The organism is uncultured Parabacteroides sp. (assembly GCF_947855115.1).
GTDB lineage: Bacteria > Bacteroidota > Bacteroidia > Bacteroidales > Tannerellaceae > Parabacteroides.
Genome location: NZ_CANTZW010000035.1, coordinates 26,527 through 43,705, shown reverse-complemented (window position 1 = coordinate 43,705; position 17,179 = coordinate 26,527). Strand labels below are relative to the sequence as shown.

At 42.4% G+C, this 17,179-nt stretch carries 19 protein-coding genes; 6 read left to right on the top strand and 13 right to left on the bottom strand.

All coding sequences use genetic code 11. The annotated features are described in order from the left end of the window. The first annotated feature begins 51 nt into the window (after window positions 1-51). Window positions 52-327, top strand: a complete 276-nt coding sequence (locus Q0110_RS16420) for an HU family DNA-binding protein (RefSeq protein WP_297908927.1) — start codon at window positions 52-54, stop codon at window positions 325-327. A gap of 71 nt (window positions 328-398) precedes the next feature. Here Q0110_RS16420 and Q0110_RS16415 read toward each other — a convergent pair whose 3' ends face one another. The 7 genes from Q0110_RS16415 to Q0110_RS16385 all read right to left on the bottom strand — a co-directional run bounded on the left by Q0110_RS16415 (window position 399) and on the right by Q0110_RS16385 (window position 6,866). Next, window positions 399-1,742, bottom strand: a complete 1,344-nt coding sequence (locus tag Q0110_RS16415) for a glucose-6-phosphate isomerase (protein ID WP_297908924.1) — start codon at window positions 1,740-1,742, stop codon at window positions 399-401. Between the two features lie 8 nt (window positions 1,743-1,750). Then, window positions 1,751-2,746 (bottom strand): NAD(P)H-dependent glycerol-3-phosphate dehydrogenase, encoded by a 996-nt coding sequence (locus tag Q0110_RS16410; protein ID WP_297908922.1) that lies wholly within the window; start codon window positions 2,744-2,746, stop codon window positions 1,751-1,753. A 12-nt stretch (window positions 2,747-2,758) separates the two neighbouring features. After that, a complete protein-coding gene (gene lysS, locus Q0110_RS16405; protein WP_297908919.1) occupies window positions 2,759-4,489 on the bottom strand; it encodes a lysine--tRNA ligase in 1,731 nt (576 codons plus the stop codon). Between the two features lie 164 nt (window positions 4,490-4,653). Beyond that, window positions 4,654-5,220, bottom strand: a complete 567-nt coding sequence (nadD, locus tag Q0110_RS16400; RefSeq protein WP_297908916.1) for a nicotinate (nicotinamide) nucleotide adenylyltransferase — start codon at window positions 5,218-5,220, stop codon at window positions 4,654-4,656. A 7-nt stretch (window positions 5,221-5,227) separates the two neighbouring features. Continuing rightward, window positions 5,228-5,410, bottom strand: a complete 183-nt coding sequence (locus Q0110_RS16395) for a hypothetical protein (protein WP_297908914.1) — start codon at window positions 5,408-5,410, stop codon at window positions 5,228-5,230. A gap of 3 nt (window positions 5,411-5,413) precedes the next feature. Next, window positions 5,414-5,980 carry a guanylate kinase gene (gene gmk / locus Q0110_RS16390; RefSeq protein WP_297908911.1) on the bottom strand — a complete coding sequence of 189 codons (567 nt, stop codon included), beginning with the start codon at window positions 5,978-5,980 and terminating at the stop codon, window positions 5,414-5,416. Window positions 5,981-5,993: 13 nt separating this feature from the next. Beyond that, the gene (locus Q0110_RS16385) at window positions 5,994-6,866 is read right to left on the bottom strand and encodes a YicC/YloC family endoribonuclease (protein WP_297908908.1); all 873 of its coding nucleotides are present in this window, start codon (window positions 6,864-6,866) and stop codon (window positions 5,994-5,996) included. Between the two features lie 253 nt (window positions 6,867-7,119). Here Q0110_RS16385 and tsaB point away from each other — a divergent pair, with 253 nt between their 5' ends. Continuing rightward, window positions 7,120-7,836, top strand: coding sequence for a tRNA (adenosine(37)-N6)-threonylcarbamoyltransferase complex dimerization subunit type 1 TsaB (gene tsaB / locus Q0110_RS16380; RefSeq protein WP_297908906.1), 717 nt, complete (start codon window positions 7,120-7,122; stop codon window positions 7,834-7,836). Window positions 7,837-7,902: 66 nt separating this feature from the next. After that, a complete protein-coding gene (locus Q0110_RS16375) occupies window positions 7,903-8,049 on the top strand; it encodes a hypothetical protein (protein WP_297908903.1) in 147 nt (48 codons plus the stop codon). Between the two features lie 60 nt (window positions 8,050-8,109). Here Q0110_RS16375 and Q0110_RS16370 read toward each other — a convergent pair whose 3' ends face one another. From Q0110_RS16370 to Q0110_RS16345, 6 genes are all read right to left on the bottom strand, one after another. Further along, window positions 8,110-9,270 (bottom strand): sodium ion-translocating decarboxylase subunit beta, encoded by a 1,161-nt coding sequence (locus Q0110_RS16370; RefSeq protein ID WP_297908901.1) that lies wholly within the window; start codon window positions 9,268-9,270, stop codon window positions 8,110-8,112. A gap of 4 nt (window positions 9,271-9,274) precedes the next feature. Next, window positions 9,275-9,706 carry a biotin/lipoyl-containing protein gene (locus tag Q0110_RS16365; RefSeq protein WP_297908898.1) on the bottom strand — a complete coding sequence of 144 codons (432 nt, stop codon included), beginning with the start codon at window positions 9,704-9,706 and terminating at the stop codon, window positions 9,275-9,277. A gap of 21 nt (window positions 9,707-9,727) precedes the next feature. Next, window positions 9,728-10,615, bottom strand: a complete 888-nt coding sequence (locus Q0110_RS16360) for an OadG family transporter subunit (protein ID WP_297908895.1) — start codon at window positions 10,613-10,615, stop codon at window positions 9,728-9,730. A gap of 21 nt (window positions 10,616-10,636) precedes the next feature. Then, window positions 10,637-12,190 carry an acyl-CoA carboxylase subunit beta gene (locus tag Q0110_RS16355; protein ID WP_297908892.1) on the bottom strand — a complete coding sequence of 518 codons (1,554 nt, stop codon included), beginning with the start codon at window positions 12,188-12,190 and terminating at the stop codon, window positions 10,637-10,639. Between the two features lie 37 nt (window positions 12,191-12,227). Further along, a complete protein-coding gene (mce, locus tag Q0110_RS16350) occupies window positions 12,228-12,638 on the bottom strand; it encodes a methylmalonyl-CoA epimerase (RefSeq protein WP_297908888.1) in 411 nt (136 codons plus the stop codon). 150 nt (window positions 12,639-12,788) lie between these two features. Then, window positions 12,789-15,200, bottom strand: a complete 2,412-nt coding sequence (locus Q0110_RS16345) for a TonB-dependent receptor (RefSeq protein ID WP_297908885.1) — start codon at window positions 15,198-15,200, stop codon at window positions 12,789-12,791. A gap of 121 nt (window positions 15,201-15,321) precedes the next feature. Here Q0110_RS16345 and Q0110_RS16340 point away from each other — a divergent pair, with 121 nt between their 5' ends. From Q0110_RS16340 to Q0110_RS16330, 3 genes are read left to right on the top strand one after another with little or no spacing between them, the layout of a single operon-like run. After that, entirely contained in the window at window positions 15,322-15,882 is a 561-nt protein-coding gene (locus Q0110_RS16340; RefSeq protein WP_297908882.1) for a nitroreductase family protein, read from the top strand. Next, complete coding sequence (locus Q0110_RS16335) at window positions 15,879-16,646, top strand: DUF2520 domain-containing protein (protein ID WP_297908928.1); 768 nt, start codon at window positions 15,879-15,881, stop codon at window positions 16,644-16,646. The genes Q0110_RS16340 and Q0110_RS16335 overlap by 4 nt, the downstream gene beginning before the upstream one ends. Next, window positions 16,639-17,160 carry an HAD-IIIA family hydrolase gene (locus Q0110_RS16330; protein ID WP_297908879.1) on the top strand — a complete coding sequence of 174 codons (522 nt, stop codon included), beginning with the start codon at window positions 16,639-16,641 and terminating at the stop codon, window positions 17,158-17,160. Before Q0110_RS16335 ends, Q0110_RS16330 begins: the two co-directional genes overlap by 8 nt. The last annotated feature ends 19 nt before the right edge of the window (window positions 17,161-17,179 follow it).

The window sequence follows — 17,179 nt, the reverse complement described above, 5'->3', positions numbered from 1 at the left end:
AGTTCTCACCGGACTCTTTTCCGGTGAAGAATGATATATTTATTATCTAGTATGAATAGAGGAGAATTAGTACAATCTCTTGTGAAAGAAACAGGATTACCAAGGAGTGTTGTCAGAACTGTAGTTAACGCATTACCTACAGTTGTAGCGAAAGGGATACGAGAAGGAGAATCTATTTCCATGAAAGGATTCGGTTCTTTTGTACCTTGGCAGCAATCCGAGCGACTGGCTCGTAATCCGAAAACAGGAGAAGGCGTAATGATCACTCCACGTGTCTCGGTTAAATTCAGGGCCGGGAGCGATTTACTTAAAGAGCTAAATGAGTAATAAAAAACTATTCAAACGAAAAAACGGTTTCCTCGTGATGAGAAAACCGTTTTTTTATAGGGTAAATCGTATTATAAACGTGCTTTGATCGCTTCACTCTCTTTTTCGTATCCCGGCTTATTCAGCAGAGCAAACATATTCTTCTTGTAAGCCTCTACACCCGGTTGATTGAATGGGTTAACCCCTAACATATAACCACTGATACCACAAGCTTTCTCGAAGAAATAGAATAACTGACCGATATAGAATGCGCTTACTTCCGGCATCGTTACCTTGATATTAGGAACACCACCGTCTACATGGGCTAGCTGAGTTCCTAGTTCTGCCATCTTATTCACTTCATCTACATGCTTGCCAGCCAAGAAATTCAATCCGTCTAAGTTTGCCTCGTCTGTAGGAACCAATACACTATGGTTTGTGGTTTCTACGGATATAACTGTCTCAAAGATCGAACGCTCACCGTCTTGTATCCATTGCCCCATAGAGTGCAGATCTGTTGTCAAATCTACAGATGCGGGATAAATACCTTTACCGTCCTTACCTTCGCTCTCACCGTAGAGTTGTTTCCACCATTCTGCGATATAATGTAATTTCGGATGGAAGTTCGCTAAGATCTCAATCTTTTTACCGCTCTTATATAATTCATTACGAGTAGCGGCATAGATAGCGGCCATATTATCAGCGAAAGGAACACTTGCATCTGTGGCTTTCTCCATGGAGACCGCTCCGGCAACCAAGTCACGGATACTGATACCAGCCACGGCGATAGGAAGTAAACCTACCGGTGTCAAAACAGAGAAGCGTCCACCTACGTTATCCGGGATAATGAAAGTCTTATAGCCTTCTTGATCCGCTAAGGTACGCAAAGCTCCTTTCTTAGCGTCTGTGATTGCTACGATGCGATGTTTGGCCTCTTCCTTGCCAACAGCATCTTCCAGTTGCTTTTTCAAGATACGGAAAGCTAAAGCAGGCTCTGTAGTCGTACCAGACTTGGAGATATTGATAATACCGAATTGTTTACCTTTCAAGATTTCGCTTAATTCATAAAGATAATCCTCCCCGATATTGTGTCCGGCGTATAACATAACCGGGTTTTTACGGTCATTTTGTAACCAGTCGAAGCTATTATTCAACGCTTCTACTACCGCTTTGGTACCCAAATAGCTACCACCGATACCAATGGCTACTACCACCTCGCATTTAGAACGAAGCACATTCGCCGTATTCTCAATATCAGCCAACTCTGCGTCCGTGATAGAAGAAGGGAGATGCAACCAACCTAAAAAGTCGTTACCTGCTCCATTACCGTTATGTAATGTGGCAATACATTCCATTGCCTTGGCCTCTTGAGCGTAAACCTGTTCCTTAGTGACAGTGCCCAGAGCTTTGTCGATGTTTAAACTGATGTTTTTCATATGCTATTTTATTTAAACGTTTCCGTTAATTGACGAATGACCGTTGTTGGTGATTTCTTCTCGTATAATATATTATAAACAGCGTCTAGTATCGGCATGTTTACTTTATATTTCTCATTAATCTCGCGCATACATTTGGTTCCGTAGTATCCCTCGGCGATCATTTCCATTTCCAGTTGCGCTGTCTTCACGGAATATCCTTTACCAATCATGGTTCCGAAAGTACGGTTTCGGCTGAACCGGGAATAAGCGGTAACCAACAAATCTCCCAAATAGACGGAGTCGGTGATGTCTCGTTCCAGCCCGTGTACGGCATCTACGAAATTACGCATCTCCTCGATAGCGTTCGAGATGAATACGGCTTGGAAGTTATCACCATATTTCATCCCATGACAAATACCGGCGGCGATAGCGTATACGTTCTTTAAAACGGCGGCATATTCGATACCGGTCACATCCTTACAGAAGGAATTCTTTAAGTACTGATTCTTGAAAACGGGGGATATCGTACGGACTTTCTCTATGTCGGAACAGGCCAACGTAATGTATGAGAGCCGTTCCAAAGCGATCTCTTCCGCATGACAGGGACCACCGATAACTGCTATATTTTCTGTTGGAACCTTGTAATACTCTGCGAAGTAGTCCGTAATCAACATGTTCTCATCTGGTACGATTCCTTTGATCGCCGATATGATAAACTTATCTTTCAACGAGGTCTTCACCTTCTTCAAGTGTTGTTTCAAGAAAGGGGAGGGCGTGGCGAAGATCAAAGTATCCGATTCCTTGATCGCTTGATTGATATTGGAATAGAAGTTTATTTTATTCGTATCGAATTTTACGGCGGTAAGGTAACACGGGTTGTGTCCCAACTGCTTGAATTCTTCGATACGGTCAGGCCTACGCATGTACCAGTTGATACTATCTTGAGTTGAAAGTGCGATCTTGGCTAAGGCGGTAGCCCAGCTACCACCTCCCATTATCGCGATTTTTCCGGGCAAATCCATAGTATCACGCTTTTATTCTCCTACATTGGCGATCCAGGTTTCTACTTCTTGGATCGTAGGATTTTGCAGTTCTAATTTGTATTTTTTATTAAGCTCGCAAAGATCTTGTCTTAATTTATTTGCGTTCGCTACTTTTAATGTGTCAACCGTTAGGTAGCCGGCTTTTTGCAAGACAGGAACCCACTCTTCGGAAATCCCTAAAGCTACGTATTTATCAGCGTTGTCTTTCTTGACTGTTTTTTCCGGGCGCATTTGCGGGAAAAGTAATACTTCTTGGATCGTTGTCTGCCCTGTCATCAACATTACCAGACGGTCGATTCCGATGCCGATACCCGATGTCGGAGGCATACCGAATTGTAGGGCACGCAAGAAATCTTGATCAATGAACATCGCTTCGTCATCACCTTTCTCACTCAAGCGTAATTGCTCTTTGAAACGTTCTTCTTGGTCGATCGGATCGTTCAGCTCGCTATAGGCATTCGCCAATTCCTTTCCGTTTACCATCAGCTCGAAACGCTCGGTTAATCCTGGTTTGCTACGGTGCATCTTGGTCAGCGGGCTCATCTCTACCGGGTAGTCGATAATAAAGGTCGGCTGGATAAATGTGCTTTCGCAGAATTCCCCGAAGATCTCATCAATCAATTTGCCTTTGCCCATTGTGTCATCAATCTCCATTTTCAATTCTTTGCAAATCGCACGGATTTCTTCCTCGGTCTTGCCTTCTAAGTCGTAACCTGTCTTTTCCTTGATCGCTTCCAAGATCGGTAAGCGACGGAAAGGAGCCTTGAAGCTGATCGTTTTACCGTCGATCGTACTTTCGCTCGTACCGTTAACGGCAATACAGATACGCTCCAATAGCTTCTCTGTGAAACTCATCATCCAGTTATAATCCTTGTATTGAACATAAAGCTCCATACAGGTGAATTCCGGATTATGCGTACGGTCCATGCCTTCGTTGCGGAAGTTCTTTCCGATTTCGTATACGCCTTCGAAACCTCCCACGATCAGTCGTTTCAGATACAATTCAGTGGCAATACGTAAATACAAATCAATATCCAAGGAATTGTGATGTGTTATGAATGGGCGTGCACTGGCTCCTCCGGCGATAGATTGCAAGATCGGGGTCTCTACCTCTGTGTATCCTGCCTCATCCAATACCATACGCATGGTCTTGATAATGGCCGCGCGTTTAATGAAAATATCTTTTACACCCTCGTTTACTACTAGGTCTACGTAACGTTGACGATAACGAAGCTCCGGGTCATTAAAACCATCGTAAGCGACACCATCTTTATATTTGACAACAGGTAACGGACGGAGTGATTTAGACAGAACTGTCAATTCTTGTGCGTGAACGGAAATCTCTCCCATCTGAGTACGGAAAACAAATCCTTTGATCCCGACGAAATCGCCAATATCCAACAATTTCTTGAAAACGACGTTGTAGGTGTCTTTATTCTCATCCGGACAAATATCATCGCGAGAGATATAGACTTGTATTCTACCCTCGGAATCCTGCAATTCCATAAAGGAAGCCTTGCCCATAATACGACGGCTCATGATACGGCCGGCAATACTTACCGGGCGTGGTTCAGCGTCATCTTTGAATGTCTCTTTTATTTCTTTGGAAAATGCGTTCGTTACATACTCAGCTGCGGGATAAGGCTCTATCCCCATCTGACGTAACTGCTCCATGCTATTACGTCTTATTATTTCCTGTTCACTCAGTTCTAATAGATTCATTATGCTATTATTTTGTATAATACAGCGCAAAAGTACAAAATATTTCTGACTTATATAGTAAAAGGCTTTCCTCCTAAGAGAAATTTCAAAGGGAACATCTGTTTCGTTGTGACGGGGTAAATGTTTCGTGTGTAAGAAACTAAAATAACTTGTATGGAGATGGATTACTCCGTCTTAAAATAGGAACGTATCCCTTCTGGAAGGAAGAAACGGACATCTTTACCGGATTGATATGCATTACGAATAAAAGTGGAAGATATTTCCATTAGGGGAGCGTTTACTTTTTTTACATTGGGGTAAATCTCCGGGATCGAGATCTCGAAACCTTGGCGGGGATAAACCAATAGTTTATAATTATTGAGGATTTCCTCGAAGTTTTTCCATCGGGGGAAAAGTTGCCAGTTATCGGCTCCCATGATAAAATAAAAGTCCCTATCCGGATAATCGTGGGATAATGTTCGTAGGGTATCAATGGAATAAGAAGGTTTCGGAAGATGGAATTCAATGTCGCTTACCTTGAATTTCGGATATCCGGAGATAGCGGCCTTAGCCATCTCTAAGCGCAAAGAATCATCAAGTAACTCGTTCTTTTTCTTCAAGGGATTGTGAGGTGTGATCACGAACCATACTTCATCCAGTCCCTCGAATTCACACAGCCAGTTCGCTAAAGCGAGATGGCCTATGTGAATGGGATTAAACGATCCACTGTAAATTCCGGTCTTGAGTCCCATCAGATTTTTATTTAACCTTTTTTTTCCAACCCTTATAGTTGATGAAACAAATGAATATGTTGAATATCAAGGCTCCTCCGATGATGTATTCTTTATAATACAGGCTGATACCGCCTACTATAAGGCTTGCTATCCCGCAAACGATAGAAAGCCCCATCATAAAACGGGTATTCTTGAAAATATTAGGCATAGGCTATTTGTTTAAGAACTCACGAATAATCTCCAACACATTTTTTTTAGCGATCTCCAGATCATCGTTTACGACCACCTTATCAAATTGTCCTGAGAAACCCAGCTCATACTCAGCCTTGGCGATACGGCTTTCGATAACTTCCGGGCTGTCTGTTCCTCTACCTTCCAGTCGTTCCCGAAGTGCGGCAATGCTAGGAGGCTGAATGAAGACCGAAAGGGCACGGTCTCCATAGAATTTTTTGATATTGCATCCACCTACCACATCCACGTCGAAAATCACGTTATCTCCTTCATTCAATATACGCTCCACCTCGCTCTTTAATGTGCCGTAATATTTATCGGTATATACTTCCTCATATTCCAAAAAATCGCCATTCGCTATCCGGGTACGAAACTCTTCCGGCGTAAGGAAATAATATTCCACGCCGTTCCTTTCTGTACCCCGGGGAGCTCGGCTGGTAGCCGAGATGGAAAAACGAAGATGCAAATCCTGTTTTAAAAGATAATTAATAATGGTTGATTTTCCGGAACCCGAAGGTGCGGAGAAGATGATTAATTTTCCAGCCATTCCTGTTAATCTTTTATAGTACGTTTAAAACCTGTTCTTTTATTTGTTCTAACTCGTCTTTCATCTGAACCACAATCTTTTGCATCTCGGCGTGATTACTCTTTGAACCGAGTGTATTGATCTCTCGTCCCATTTCTTGTGCGATAAAGCCCAGCTTTTTACCTTGTCCGTGACCGGATTCCATGGTAGATATGAAATATTTTAAATGGTTGTCCAACCGGTTCTTTTCCTCGTTGATATCCAGTTTTTCAATATAATAGATCATTTCTTGCTCGAACCGGTTCTTATCGTAATCCTTATCAGCAACCTTTTGCAAGTTATCCGTGATACGAGCCTTGATCTTTTCTATACGTTCGCCCTCGTATTTTTCCACTTCTTTCAATAGAGCGGCGATATTGGCTATCTTTTGCTCAAAGAGTTTCTGTAACATAGCTCCTTCTTGAATACGGAAATCACACAAATGCTCGATAGCCTCTTTTACCGCTGTTGAAACCACTTCCCATTCGGATTCATCTGGCTCTACATTTTCGGATTTAATCGCGTCTGGCATTCGAAGCAATGTCTGGAACCAATCCGTCGGTACATCTATTCCTAATTTCCAAGCGATTGCCTTGATTTGGTTATAGTAATTCTCCACCGCAGCAAAATTAATCTGTGTAGGAGTATCTTTGCCTATATATTCTATAAAGATATTGAACTCAACTTTTCCACGCTCCAAAGATTGAAGTAACAGGCTTCGAAGCTCCATTTCCCGATCTTTATATAGAGAAGGAATGCGGGTGGACAAATCCAATTGCTTACTATTTAAAGCCTTTATCTCTACGGTTACTTTTTTTGAAGGGAGCTCGGCTGTAACCTTACCGAACCCAGTCATTGATTGTATCATTTTTTTCAAAAGTTTGCGCAAAGATAGTGCTTTCCTTTTAGATTTGATATTTATTTTCGTATAAATAGATGTCTCTCATGGGGCTACCTTCATCTTTAAAACATATTCTTTGAAAAGTCTGTGTGTTGAATATAGCTTTAAAAATAGCATTTTAATAGTATAAAGAATTTTTTACCTACCTTCGCAGCATAATCAGATTGAGGGGTTGAGATTGTTTTTTCATTCAATTACCAATTGTTAATAGTTAATTATTATGTCATTGATTTTAAATATTGAGACATCCACTTCCGTATGTTCAGTAGCCCTGTCGGAAGGAGAGGAGATCGTTTTTGAGAAGGCTTCGTTTGAAGGACCGTCTCATGCGACATTATTGGGTGTTTATATCGAAGAGGCGTTAAAGGCAGCGAAATCGAAAGGAATAAAACTGGATGCTGTGGCGGTAAGTAGCGGTCCGGGGTCTTATACGGGATTACGTATCGGTGTATCTGTTGCCAAGGGATTATGTTTTGGATATGACATTCCTTTAATTGGTATCCATACGTTGGATATCTTGGCATCTGCCGCTATCCGGAAAAATGGAAAGGAGGCCGATTGTTTATATTGTGCAATGTTGGATGCTCGTCGAATGGAAGTCTATTCTGCGATCTATGATTCTCGTCTTAATATGATACGTGCTGTGACTGCTGATATCATAGATGCCAATTCATATGTATCTTTCTTGGAAAAAAGCAAAGTGTGTTTCTTTGGGGATGGGGCCGATAAATGTAAGGAAGTGATCACTTCTCCGAACGCATGCTTCATGAATGATATTCATCCGTTAGCGGTAAATATGGCCTCTTTATCGAAAAAGGCGTTTGATGAAGGGCATTTTGAGAATGTAGCTTATTTCGAACCTTTCTATTTGAAAGAGTTCCAAGCGACAATCGCAAAGAATAAAGTACTGAACGAGGCATTAGGGAAGAATAAATAAAAAAAGAGACGCAACTAAATCCACTGTCTGGTTGTTTATTCTAAAATGAATAAATGAGTTAAAGAGATGAGTAAGAAAAGTGTAAATACACTATTGGTATTTGGTGTGGTTGTCGCTATAATTCTTTTAATGATCTGGCTGTTCCTTGGGACAACATTGGTGGAAGATACGAGCATGGAGATTTCCCCAGTTCCTGTAGAGCAGACTATCTAAGGTCAATAATAAAGGCGAGATCTATTACGGATCTCGCCTTTTTATATGGATCATTAATTGTTAACCCAGGAATCCTAACAAGATACCAGCCGCTACTGCGGAACCGATTACACCTGCTACGTTTGGACCCATAGCATGCATCAACAAATAGTTAGTTGGGTCGTATTCCAAACCTACTACTTGAGAGATACGAGCAGAGTCGGGAACCGCAGATACTCCGGCGTTACCGATAAGCGGGTTGATCTTATTACCGTCTTTCAATATTAAATTGAACAATTTAACAAACAATACTCCGGCACAAGTAGCGATTACGAAAGATAATGCTCCCAAACCGAAAATCTTGATAGAGTTCAATGTCAAGAATTGAGTCGCTTGAGTAGAAGCACCTACCGTTATACCCAATAAGATCGTGATTGTATCGATCAGCGGACCACGGGCTGTCTCTGCTAAACGACGAGTCACACCACTTTCTTTCAATAGGTTTCCGAAGAATAACATGCCTAACAATGGCAATCCAGACGGAACCAAGAAGCAAGTCAGTAATAAACCGACGATCGGGAAAATGATCTTCTCTGTGGAAGAAACGGCTCTTGGCGGTTTCATACGGATCAAACGTTCTTTCTTAGTCGTAAGCAATCTCATGAATGGCGGTTGGATAATAGGAACCAGCGCCATGTATGAATAAGCGGATACCGCAATCGCACCCATTAAGTTAGGCGCTAGCTTAGAAGAAAGGAAGATTGCGGTCGGACCGTCGGCACCACCGATAATACCGATAGCTCCTGCTTGGTTCGGCTCGAATCCCATTTGAAGAGCGATAATGTAGGCACCAAAGATACCGAACTGGGCCGCCGCACCAATCAACATTAATTTCGGGTTGGAAATTAATGCGGAAAAATCGGTCATGGCCCCGATACCGAGGAAGATCAATGGTGGATACCATCCGGAGGTCACACCCTGGTAAAGGATGTTAAGTACAGAGCCTTGCTCATAAATACCTACCTGAAGACCAGCGTCCTTGAAAGGAATATTACCGATCAAGATACCAAATCCGATAGGGATCAAAAGCATAGGTTCAAACTCATACTTAATTGCCAGGAATATAAACAACAAACCTACCAAGATCATGATAAGATGTCCTGGAGTGGCGTTGTATACACCTGTATAGGTAAGGAACAGTTGTAAGTTCTCACCTAAAAATGTTAAAAAGCTCTCTTGCATAGTCTTATCCGATTACTACGAGATCAGCACCTTCTAGCACAGAGTCTCCCTTGTGTACTTTAATTTCTATAATCTTACCGTCGCGGTCAGCGTTGATATTATTTTCCATCTTCATGGCCTCGAGGATAATCAATGTCTGACCTCTCTTCACGGTATCACCTACATTGCACTTAACTTGCAAGATAACACCTGGTAGCGGAGTCTTTACGGCACCTTGTGTAGTAGAGGCTGCCGGACGAGTTACAATAGGATCACCACTTGCGGTTGTCGGCGCTTGAGCCGGACGTTTCAATGTAACCATTTGTTTCTTGGCCGGTTTCTCTAATTTTACTTGATAAGGTGTACCATTTACTTCAACATCTGCGATGTCATCCACTACAGAATTGATGTGTACTTTATATACATTACCGTTAATGGTATATTTAAAACTTTTCATTCTTTGTTCGTTTTTAGATAATTACTTATGTGGGGTTTGACGCAAACCGTAGAGTTTTGAACTCCAAGGAGAATAAGTTCTTTGTACCTTGTGGATCGTTAGAACCGTGTGCTCTATATCATGATTGTCGTCACTCATCTCATATAAAGCGGTAGCTATGGCAGCGAAAAGCTCTCCGGATTCTTGTCCGGCATCAACAGATATACTTGTAGTTCCTGCGGCTTTTTGTGCGTTACGTTTACTAGCGGATATCGATAATCTACCGATTTGCTTGAAAATGATGTATAACAAGAATAAGCCCAAGAATACAACAGCCATAGCGGTAACGGTCATACCGATACCAAAAGAGTCGTTTTGCCTGAAGTTATCGATTTTATCGTTAGAATCCAGCGTCAAATTATTCGTGCTGGGAGTAACCTTTTTTAATTGAGCCCACTCTTCTTTACCATCGATAACTCTACCGTAGCTGATGTCTGCCAATTGTCCGGCGGGGATCGTTACCTCGTCGATCAATGTTTTACCATCTGCATCATACAGAGCGATATAATTCTCTTTAAACGGATCCAATATGAAGTTTACGTGGAAAGTACCCCGGTCAGGTTGCCCATCTGCCCAGAATAATGTGTGCTGACGAGGTTGGATCTGAGTTAGGACATCCCCCTTCGGGATTGGATATTTCATAGGATTGTTTTTGTCATCTGTCAGATAACATCCTGCGATATTTACCGTTCCCGCCGAAGAGTTAAACAACTCGATCCAGCCATGACGTTTACCATAGTCATCAACGAAATTATCCTCGTTGATAACCAATACTTCATTAATTCGCATGGAGGTCGCACTCTGTGCCTTTGCCCCGAATGAAATGAGCAAAGCGAACAATAGTAATACCCCTATTTTCTTATTTATCATATTCATCTCCTGTTTTACGGATTATAGAGGCAGGTTATCATGTTTCTTAGCAGGATTGCTTAGCTTCTTAGTCTGCAATTGCTGCAAAGCACGAATAATACGGAAACGGGTGTTACGCGGTTCGATAACATCATCGATATAGCCGTATTGAGCTGCGTTATAAGGATTAGCGAAAGCTTTCTTATATTCAGCTTCTTTCTCTGCTGCGCATGCTTTCGGATCTTCGGAAGCGGCTACTTCTTTTGCGAAAATAACCTCTACGGCACCACTCGGACCCATAACAGCGATCTCGGCTGTCGGCCATGCGTAATTCATGTCACCGCGTAAGTGCTTAGAACTCATCACGCAATAAGCTCCACCGTAAGATTTACGTAATGTGACGGTAATTTTAGGTACTGTCGCTTCGCCATAAGCATAAAGCAATTTGGCGCCATGAAGGATTACACCGTTGTATTCCTGACCTGTACCCGGAAGGAATCCCGGAACGTCAACCAATGTTACCAAAGGTATATTGAAAGCGTCGCAGAAACGAACAAAGCGGCCTGCTTTACGAGATGCGTTGCTATCCAAACATCCTGCCATAACCTTCGGCTGGTTGGCCACGATACCTACGGCCTGCCCGTTGAAACGAGCGAAACCTACGATGATATTCTTTGCGTAATCCGCATGAACTTCAAGGAATTCATTATTATCGACAATCGTTCCGATAACCTCGTACATATCGTAGGATTGATTTGCGTTATCAGGAATGATATCGTTCAATACATCATCCAGACGATCGATAGGATCTTTGCACTCAACCAATGGAGTTTCCTCAAGGTTGTTCTGTGGTAAGAAACTGAGCAATTTACGGATCAGTTGCAAACCATCTTCTTCTGTATCAACGGCGAAATGGGCTACTCCTGATTTTGTCGTATGTACGCTGGCTCCCCCCAATTGCTCTTGGGTTACGTCCTCACCTGTTACGGTTTTTACGACTTTCGGACCTGTCAAGAACATGTAGCTAGTACCACGTGTCATGATGTTGAAGTCTGTCAATGCCGGAGAATAAACGGCTCCACCTGCGCAAGGACCGAAGATTCCGGAAATTTGAGGGATAACACCAGAGGCCAAGATATTACGTTGGAAAATCTCCGCATATCCTGCCAATGCGTTTACTCCTTCTTGAATACGAGCCCCACCCGAATCGTTCAAACCGATAACGGGAGCGCCCATTTTCATGGCTTGGTCCATTACTTTACAGATCTTCATAGCTAATGCTTCAGACAAAGCCCCGCCAAATACGGTGAAATCTTGAGCGAAGACATATACCAGACGTCCGTCAATCGTACCATAACCCGTTACGATACCGTCGCCTAAGTATTTGGTTTTCTCGATACCGAAGTTCGTACAACGATGTTGGACGAACATGTCGAATTCCTCGAAACTACCTTCGTCAAGCAACATGGCAATACGCTCACGAGCGGTATATTTGCCTTTTTTGTGCTGTGATTCGATTCTTTTCTCTCCTCCACCCAAGCGAGCTTGCTCACGAAGTGCGATGAGCTCTTTTACTTTTTCAAGCTGGTTACTCATTGTATTTTGATTTGTTGTTAGAAATGAACGGATTTAATTATTTATTGCCCGGCATGCAAAGTTCTGTCAATACGCTGCATGTTGATTTCGGGTGAAGGAAAGCGATATCCAAGCCTTCTGCGCCACCGCGAGGAGCTTTATCAATTAATTTGACACCTTTTTCCTCTGCCTCATTCAATGCGGCCTGTACATCGGGTACGGCGAATGCGATATGGTGGATACCTTCACCTTTTTTCTCGATAAATTTAGCGATCGTGCTGTCTTCGCTGGTCGGTTCTAGTAATTCGATCTTAGTCTGGCCTACTTTGAAAAATGCGGTTTTTACTTTTTGGTCAGCTACTTCTTCGATATTATAGCATTTTAATCCAAGAACGCCTTCATAATAGGGTAAACAAGCTTCGATACTCTTCACTGCGATACCTAAATGTTCGATATGTGTAAGTTCCATGTCAATAATAATTTAAAGATTTAGTAAATGTTTGTTTCTATTGTGTGCAAATGTACACTACTTTTTATGAATGAAGAAATAATTCTTTATTTTTATCTCGCAGTAAATGTGTTTAAAAATATATTTTATTGAAAATCTATAATCGGATTATTAAAAATCCACAATCAAGCGTACATTCAATTGGCGTCCGGTTAAATAGTTTGGAACTGCATATTGAACATTATACACGTCCGTTATCCAATAATAGGAACTAACATTCTTGATGTCCAATATATTAAAAACATCTAGCCCTAGCCAAATATTTTTCAGATGACGGAAGAAACCTCTATCCATGATAGCGTCCGTGCCTCCGGCCAATTGATAGGAGAGACCAATATCCACACGTTTATATGTGGGAGTCCGGAAATAGCCGGCTTCGTATCCTTTACCCGGGATTGTTTGGGGGAGTCCTCCGGAGAGAACTCCTTTAAGATTTAGCTTGACTCGTTTGTATCCGGGAAAATAATCTTGGAAGAAAAGTGAGATATTATAGCCTTGGCTATTAGCCATAGGCACGGTTGTTGTTTCCCGGATTGTTTGTTGGGCTTTCATCAAAGAGAAGCTGATCCATGAGTCGGTACCCGGTACGAATTCACCGAAGAATTTAACATCAAGCCCCATGGCGTAACCTTTGGCACAGTTCTCGCCGTAATAACGGATCTTGACGTTGTCTACGGTGTAAGGATTCAAATCGTCCAATTTTTTGTAATACATCTCGGCCGTAACCTTGAAATTCCGATCTACCGCACGGAATGTGTAGTCTCCTCCCAAGATGAAATGGATGGAACGTTGTGATTTTAGGTTTTTATTCAATACCGTGATATTATTGCCGTTCTCATCTGTCTCGACTCTACGCAATTCCTTGTAAAAGGGTGATTGATAATATAATCCGGTTGCGAATCGAAGCGTTAAATCTTGATCGAAGTTCGGAATAAACCCCAATGAGGCACGGGGGCTGAAAAGAAACTCTTTATTGTAAGTCCAATAGCTGCCTCTGATTCCTGCGACTAATGTAAATAGGCCTTGTTTGGTCCTGAACTTAAACGCATCTTGCGCATAAGCAGAGAAACGTGTACTTTCTATTTGATTATCGGAGAATAGGTTTGAGTATACGCTTACGTTATTACCGGTTTGAGGCAAAGAATAGCCGGAAGAATCCCTTTTTTCCCATTCGCTGATTTTATCATTGATCTTTTCCATTTGTACCGTGGCTCCCCATTTTAGGGTGTTATTCAAAAGGCGGGCTACCCCATAATGTCCGACATTCATGATCGTCGAGTTCAGCCGGTTCCGTGCGTGCTCATGATAACGGCCTACAGACATAGCCGCTGATGCGTCGTCGTCTGGGTTTTCCGCTCCATTCTCGCTCAGCCAATATTCTCCGGCGATGTCGTACCCCTCCTCCTCCTTACTTTTGAAAGCGGAGGCTTGAAGCCCTAACTCCGTATTCTCGTTAGGGGTATGCTTCAATGTGAGTGCCCCGAATAAAGTTTGGAAACGGTCTCTTTCTCTACCATCGAAATATACCTTGAAGTTCTTAGGATGTTCGGTTGTACCGAAAGAAGTTTCCCTGCTATAAGGTGTGAATTTATAATTATTGTTTGCGAGATTTCCTAAGAAATTGATTTCCCATTTAGGTGCTAATTGGTATGTTATATAAGTTTGTAGATCGATAAATTTAGGGTCGTATTCAGCGTCCGTATCCATGGTACCTAAAATAGACCGGCCACTTTTAAAGCGGAAACCCGTTACTTGGGTAAACTTACCGATAGAACTGCCTACATAGGCATTCGCACCCAGCAAGCTTGCGGAAGCCGAACCTTCGAACATCTTTGGTTTTTTATAAGTAATATCTAGCACGGAACTCATCTTGTCTCCGTAGCGGGCCTCAAATCCACCGGCGGCGAAATTGACAGCCTCCGTCAAATCCGGATTGATAAAACTAAGGCCTTCTTGCTGTCCTGAGCGAATCAGAAGTGGACGGAACACTTCGATTCCATTCACATACACGATATTTTCGTCGTAACTACCTCCACGTACGGAATACTGAGAACTTAACTCATTATTCGACGATACCCCGGCAAACGTTACGACCAAGCTTTCTATACTGCCTCCGGATGGGTCGGGTAGTAACTTGATCTTGTCTGCGTTTAAAGATTCCATGGTCGTGGTCTGCTTACGGATGGCCGTAACGGATACTTCCCCTAAATCAAATGAGGTATAGTTCATCTGTACATTCAGGCGTATGTCTGCTTGCGCCGAGGGTATGATACGCTCGGCTTTATTGTACCCCAGGCAAGAATAAATCACGGAGATAGAGTCTCCCGGTGATATGGAAAAGGAATAATATCCTTTCTCGTTGGTCATGGAACCGATCAACGTATTCTTAACCCGGACATTCACTAATTCCAGAGGATTACCGTCGGCATCACGGACATAACCGGTGATTTTAATGCGGCCTTCACCGAAGGCGCTCACGGAAATAAATATAAATAGCAGCGCAGCTATCGCACGAATCTTCATAATCTATTGTTCAATTATAAAAATACTAACGAGAAAAAAGAATGATACGTATATATAGGTGCAAAAATTATATTTATATTTGCGATATCTTAATATTAAAAGAGTACAAAGAACGAAAAAAATGGAGAGTTTTGCAACACTTATACAAAATAGAAGAAGTACCCGTAAGTTTACTGAACAATTACTTTCACCCGAGCAAGTGGAATTGATCTTAAAGGCGGCGTTGATGGCTCCGGCCTCGAAGCGCAGTAATCCTTGGCAATTTGTTGTGGTGGAAGATAAGGAGATGTTGAAGAAACTTGCCGGATGCAAGAAAAACGGCTCTGCCTTTTTGGAAGGTTGTGCCTTAGCCGTGGTTGTCTTGGCGAATGTAATGGAAAGCGATGTTTGGATCGAGGATGCTTCGATCGCTTCTATTTATATGCAATTGCAAGCGGAGGATTTAGGGCTGGGTAGTTGCTGGTGCCAGATACGGAACCGAGTTACGGAGGATGAGGCAGATTCGAGTAACTATGTCCGTTCCCTGTTGGATATACCTTATCAATTGGATGTCTTATCTATTATCGGCATTGGTTATAAGGATCAGGTTCGTAAGCCTTTTGATGAATCTCATTTACAATGGGAGAAAATACATATAGGAAAGTTTTCTCTTCCGGAGGAGAAGAAGGGGATGGAAGAATGAATGTCGTATTTATTGGTGCGGGAAATTTAGCCACCCGGCTTTCATTGGAAATGCGTAAGGCTGGAATGAATATCAGTCAAGTCTATAGTCGCACAAAGGAACATGCTGAGACTTTGGCTGATAAATTGGGATGTGGCTGGACTGTGTTTCCGGAAAAGATCGTAGATGATGCCGACTTGTATGTTTTCTCTTTGAAAGATGCCGTACTCCAAGAAGTTATTGCCCGTGTAAAGCCCAACAACGGTTTGTGGGTACATACTGCGGGAAGTATGCCGATTTCTGTATTTGAAGGGTTTACACCAAAATATGGAGTAATTTATCCGTTACAAACATTTAGTAAGAACAGGGAGGTAGATTTCAAGAAGATACCGTTCTTTTTGGAAGCGAATTCCCTTGAAGACGAAAAGGTACTGGAGAAGGTAGCTAGAGCACTCTCTTGCGATGTTCGTTTCCTTTCGTCCGAGAAGCGAAAGAATTTACATTTAGCGGCAGTTTTCGCCTGTAATTTCACGAATCACATATATGCGTTGGCTGAAAAGATTTTGGCAGGACAGCAAATACCGAGAGAGGTCTTGCTGCCATTGATTGATGAGACAGCGGCGAAGGTGCATATGATGCCACCGGCTCAAGCCCAGACTGGTCCTGCTATACGATACGATGAAAATGTGATAAACAAACATATGGCTATGCTTGAAGATCCTGATATGCGGGATATTTACGAGTTGATAAGCCGAAGTATACATAAGGAGGCCCGGCATGAGTAGTATAAATTATGATTTGACAAAAATAAAGGCTTTTGTTTTTGATGTAGATGGAGTATTGTCTTGTGATGTGATTCCACTTCATCCAAATGGTGATCCGATGCGTACTGTCAATATTAAAGATGGTTACGCCTTGCAATTGGCCGTGAAAAAAGGTTATGAGGTCGCTATAATCACGGGTGGATATACGGAAGCCGTACAAATACGCTTTTCTCGTTTGGGGATACGACATATTTATATGCGTAGCGCTATAAAGGTGCATGATTTTAAGGATTTCATGGAAAAAACAGGCTTGTCTCCTGAACAGGTTATGTATGCGGGCGATGATATTCCGGATTACGAGGTAATGACACAAGTCGGATTACCGGTAGCTCCTGCGGATGCGGCTCCAGAGATCAAGGAGATAGCGAAATATATATCCTCTCGGAGAGGTGGTGAAGGTGTAGCTAGAGACGTGATCGAACAAACGATGCGGGCACAAGGACACTGGTTCGGAGAGGAAGCTTTTGGATGGTGAAATTTAGGTGAATGTGTAA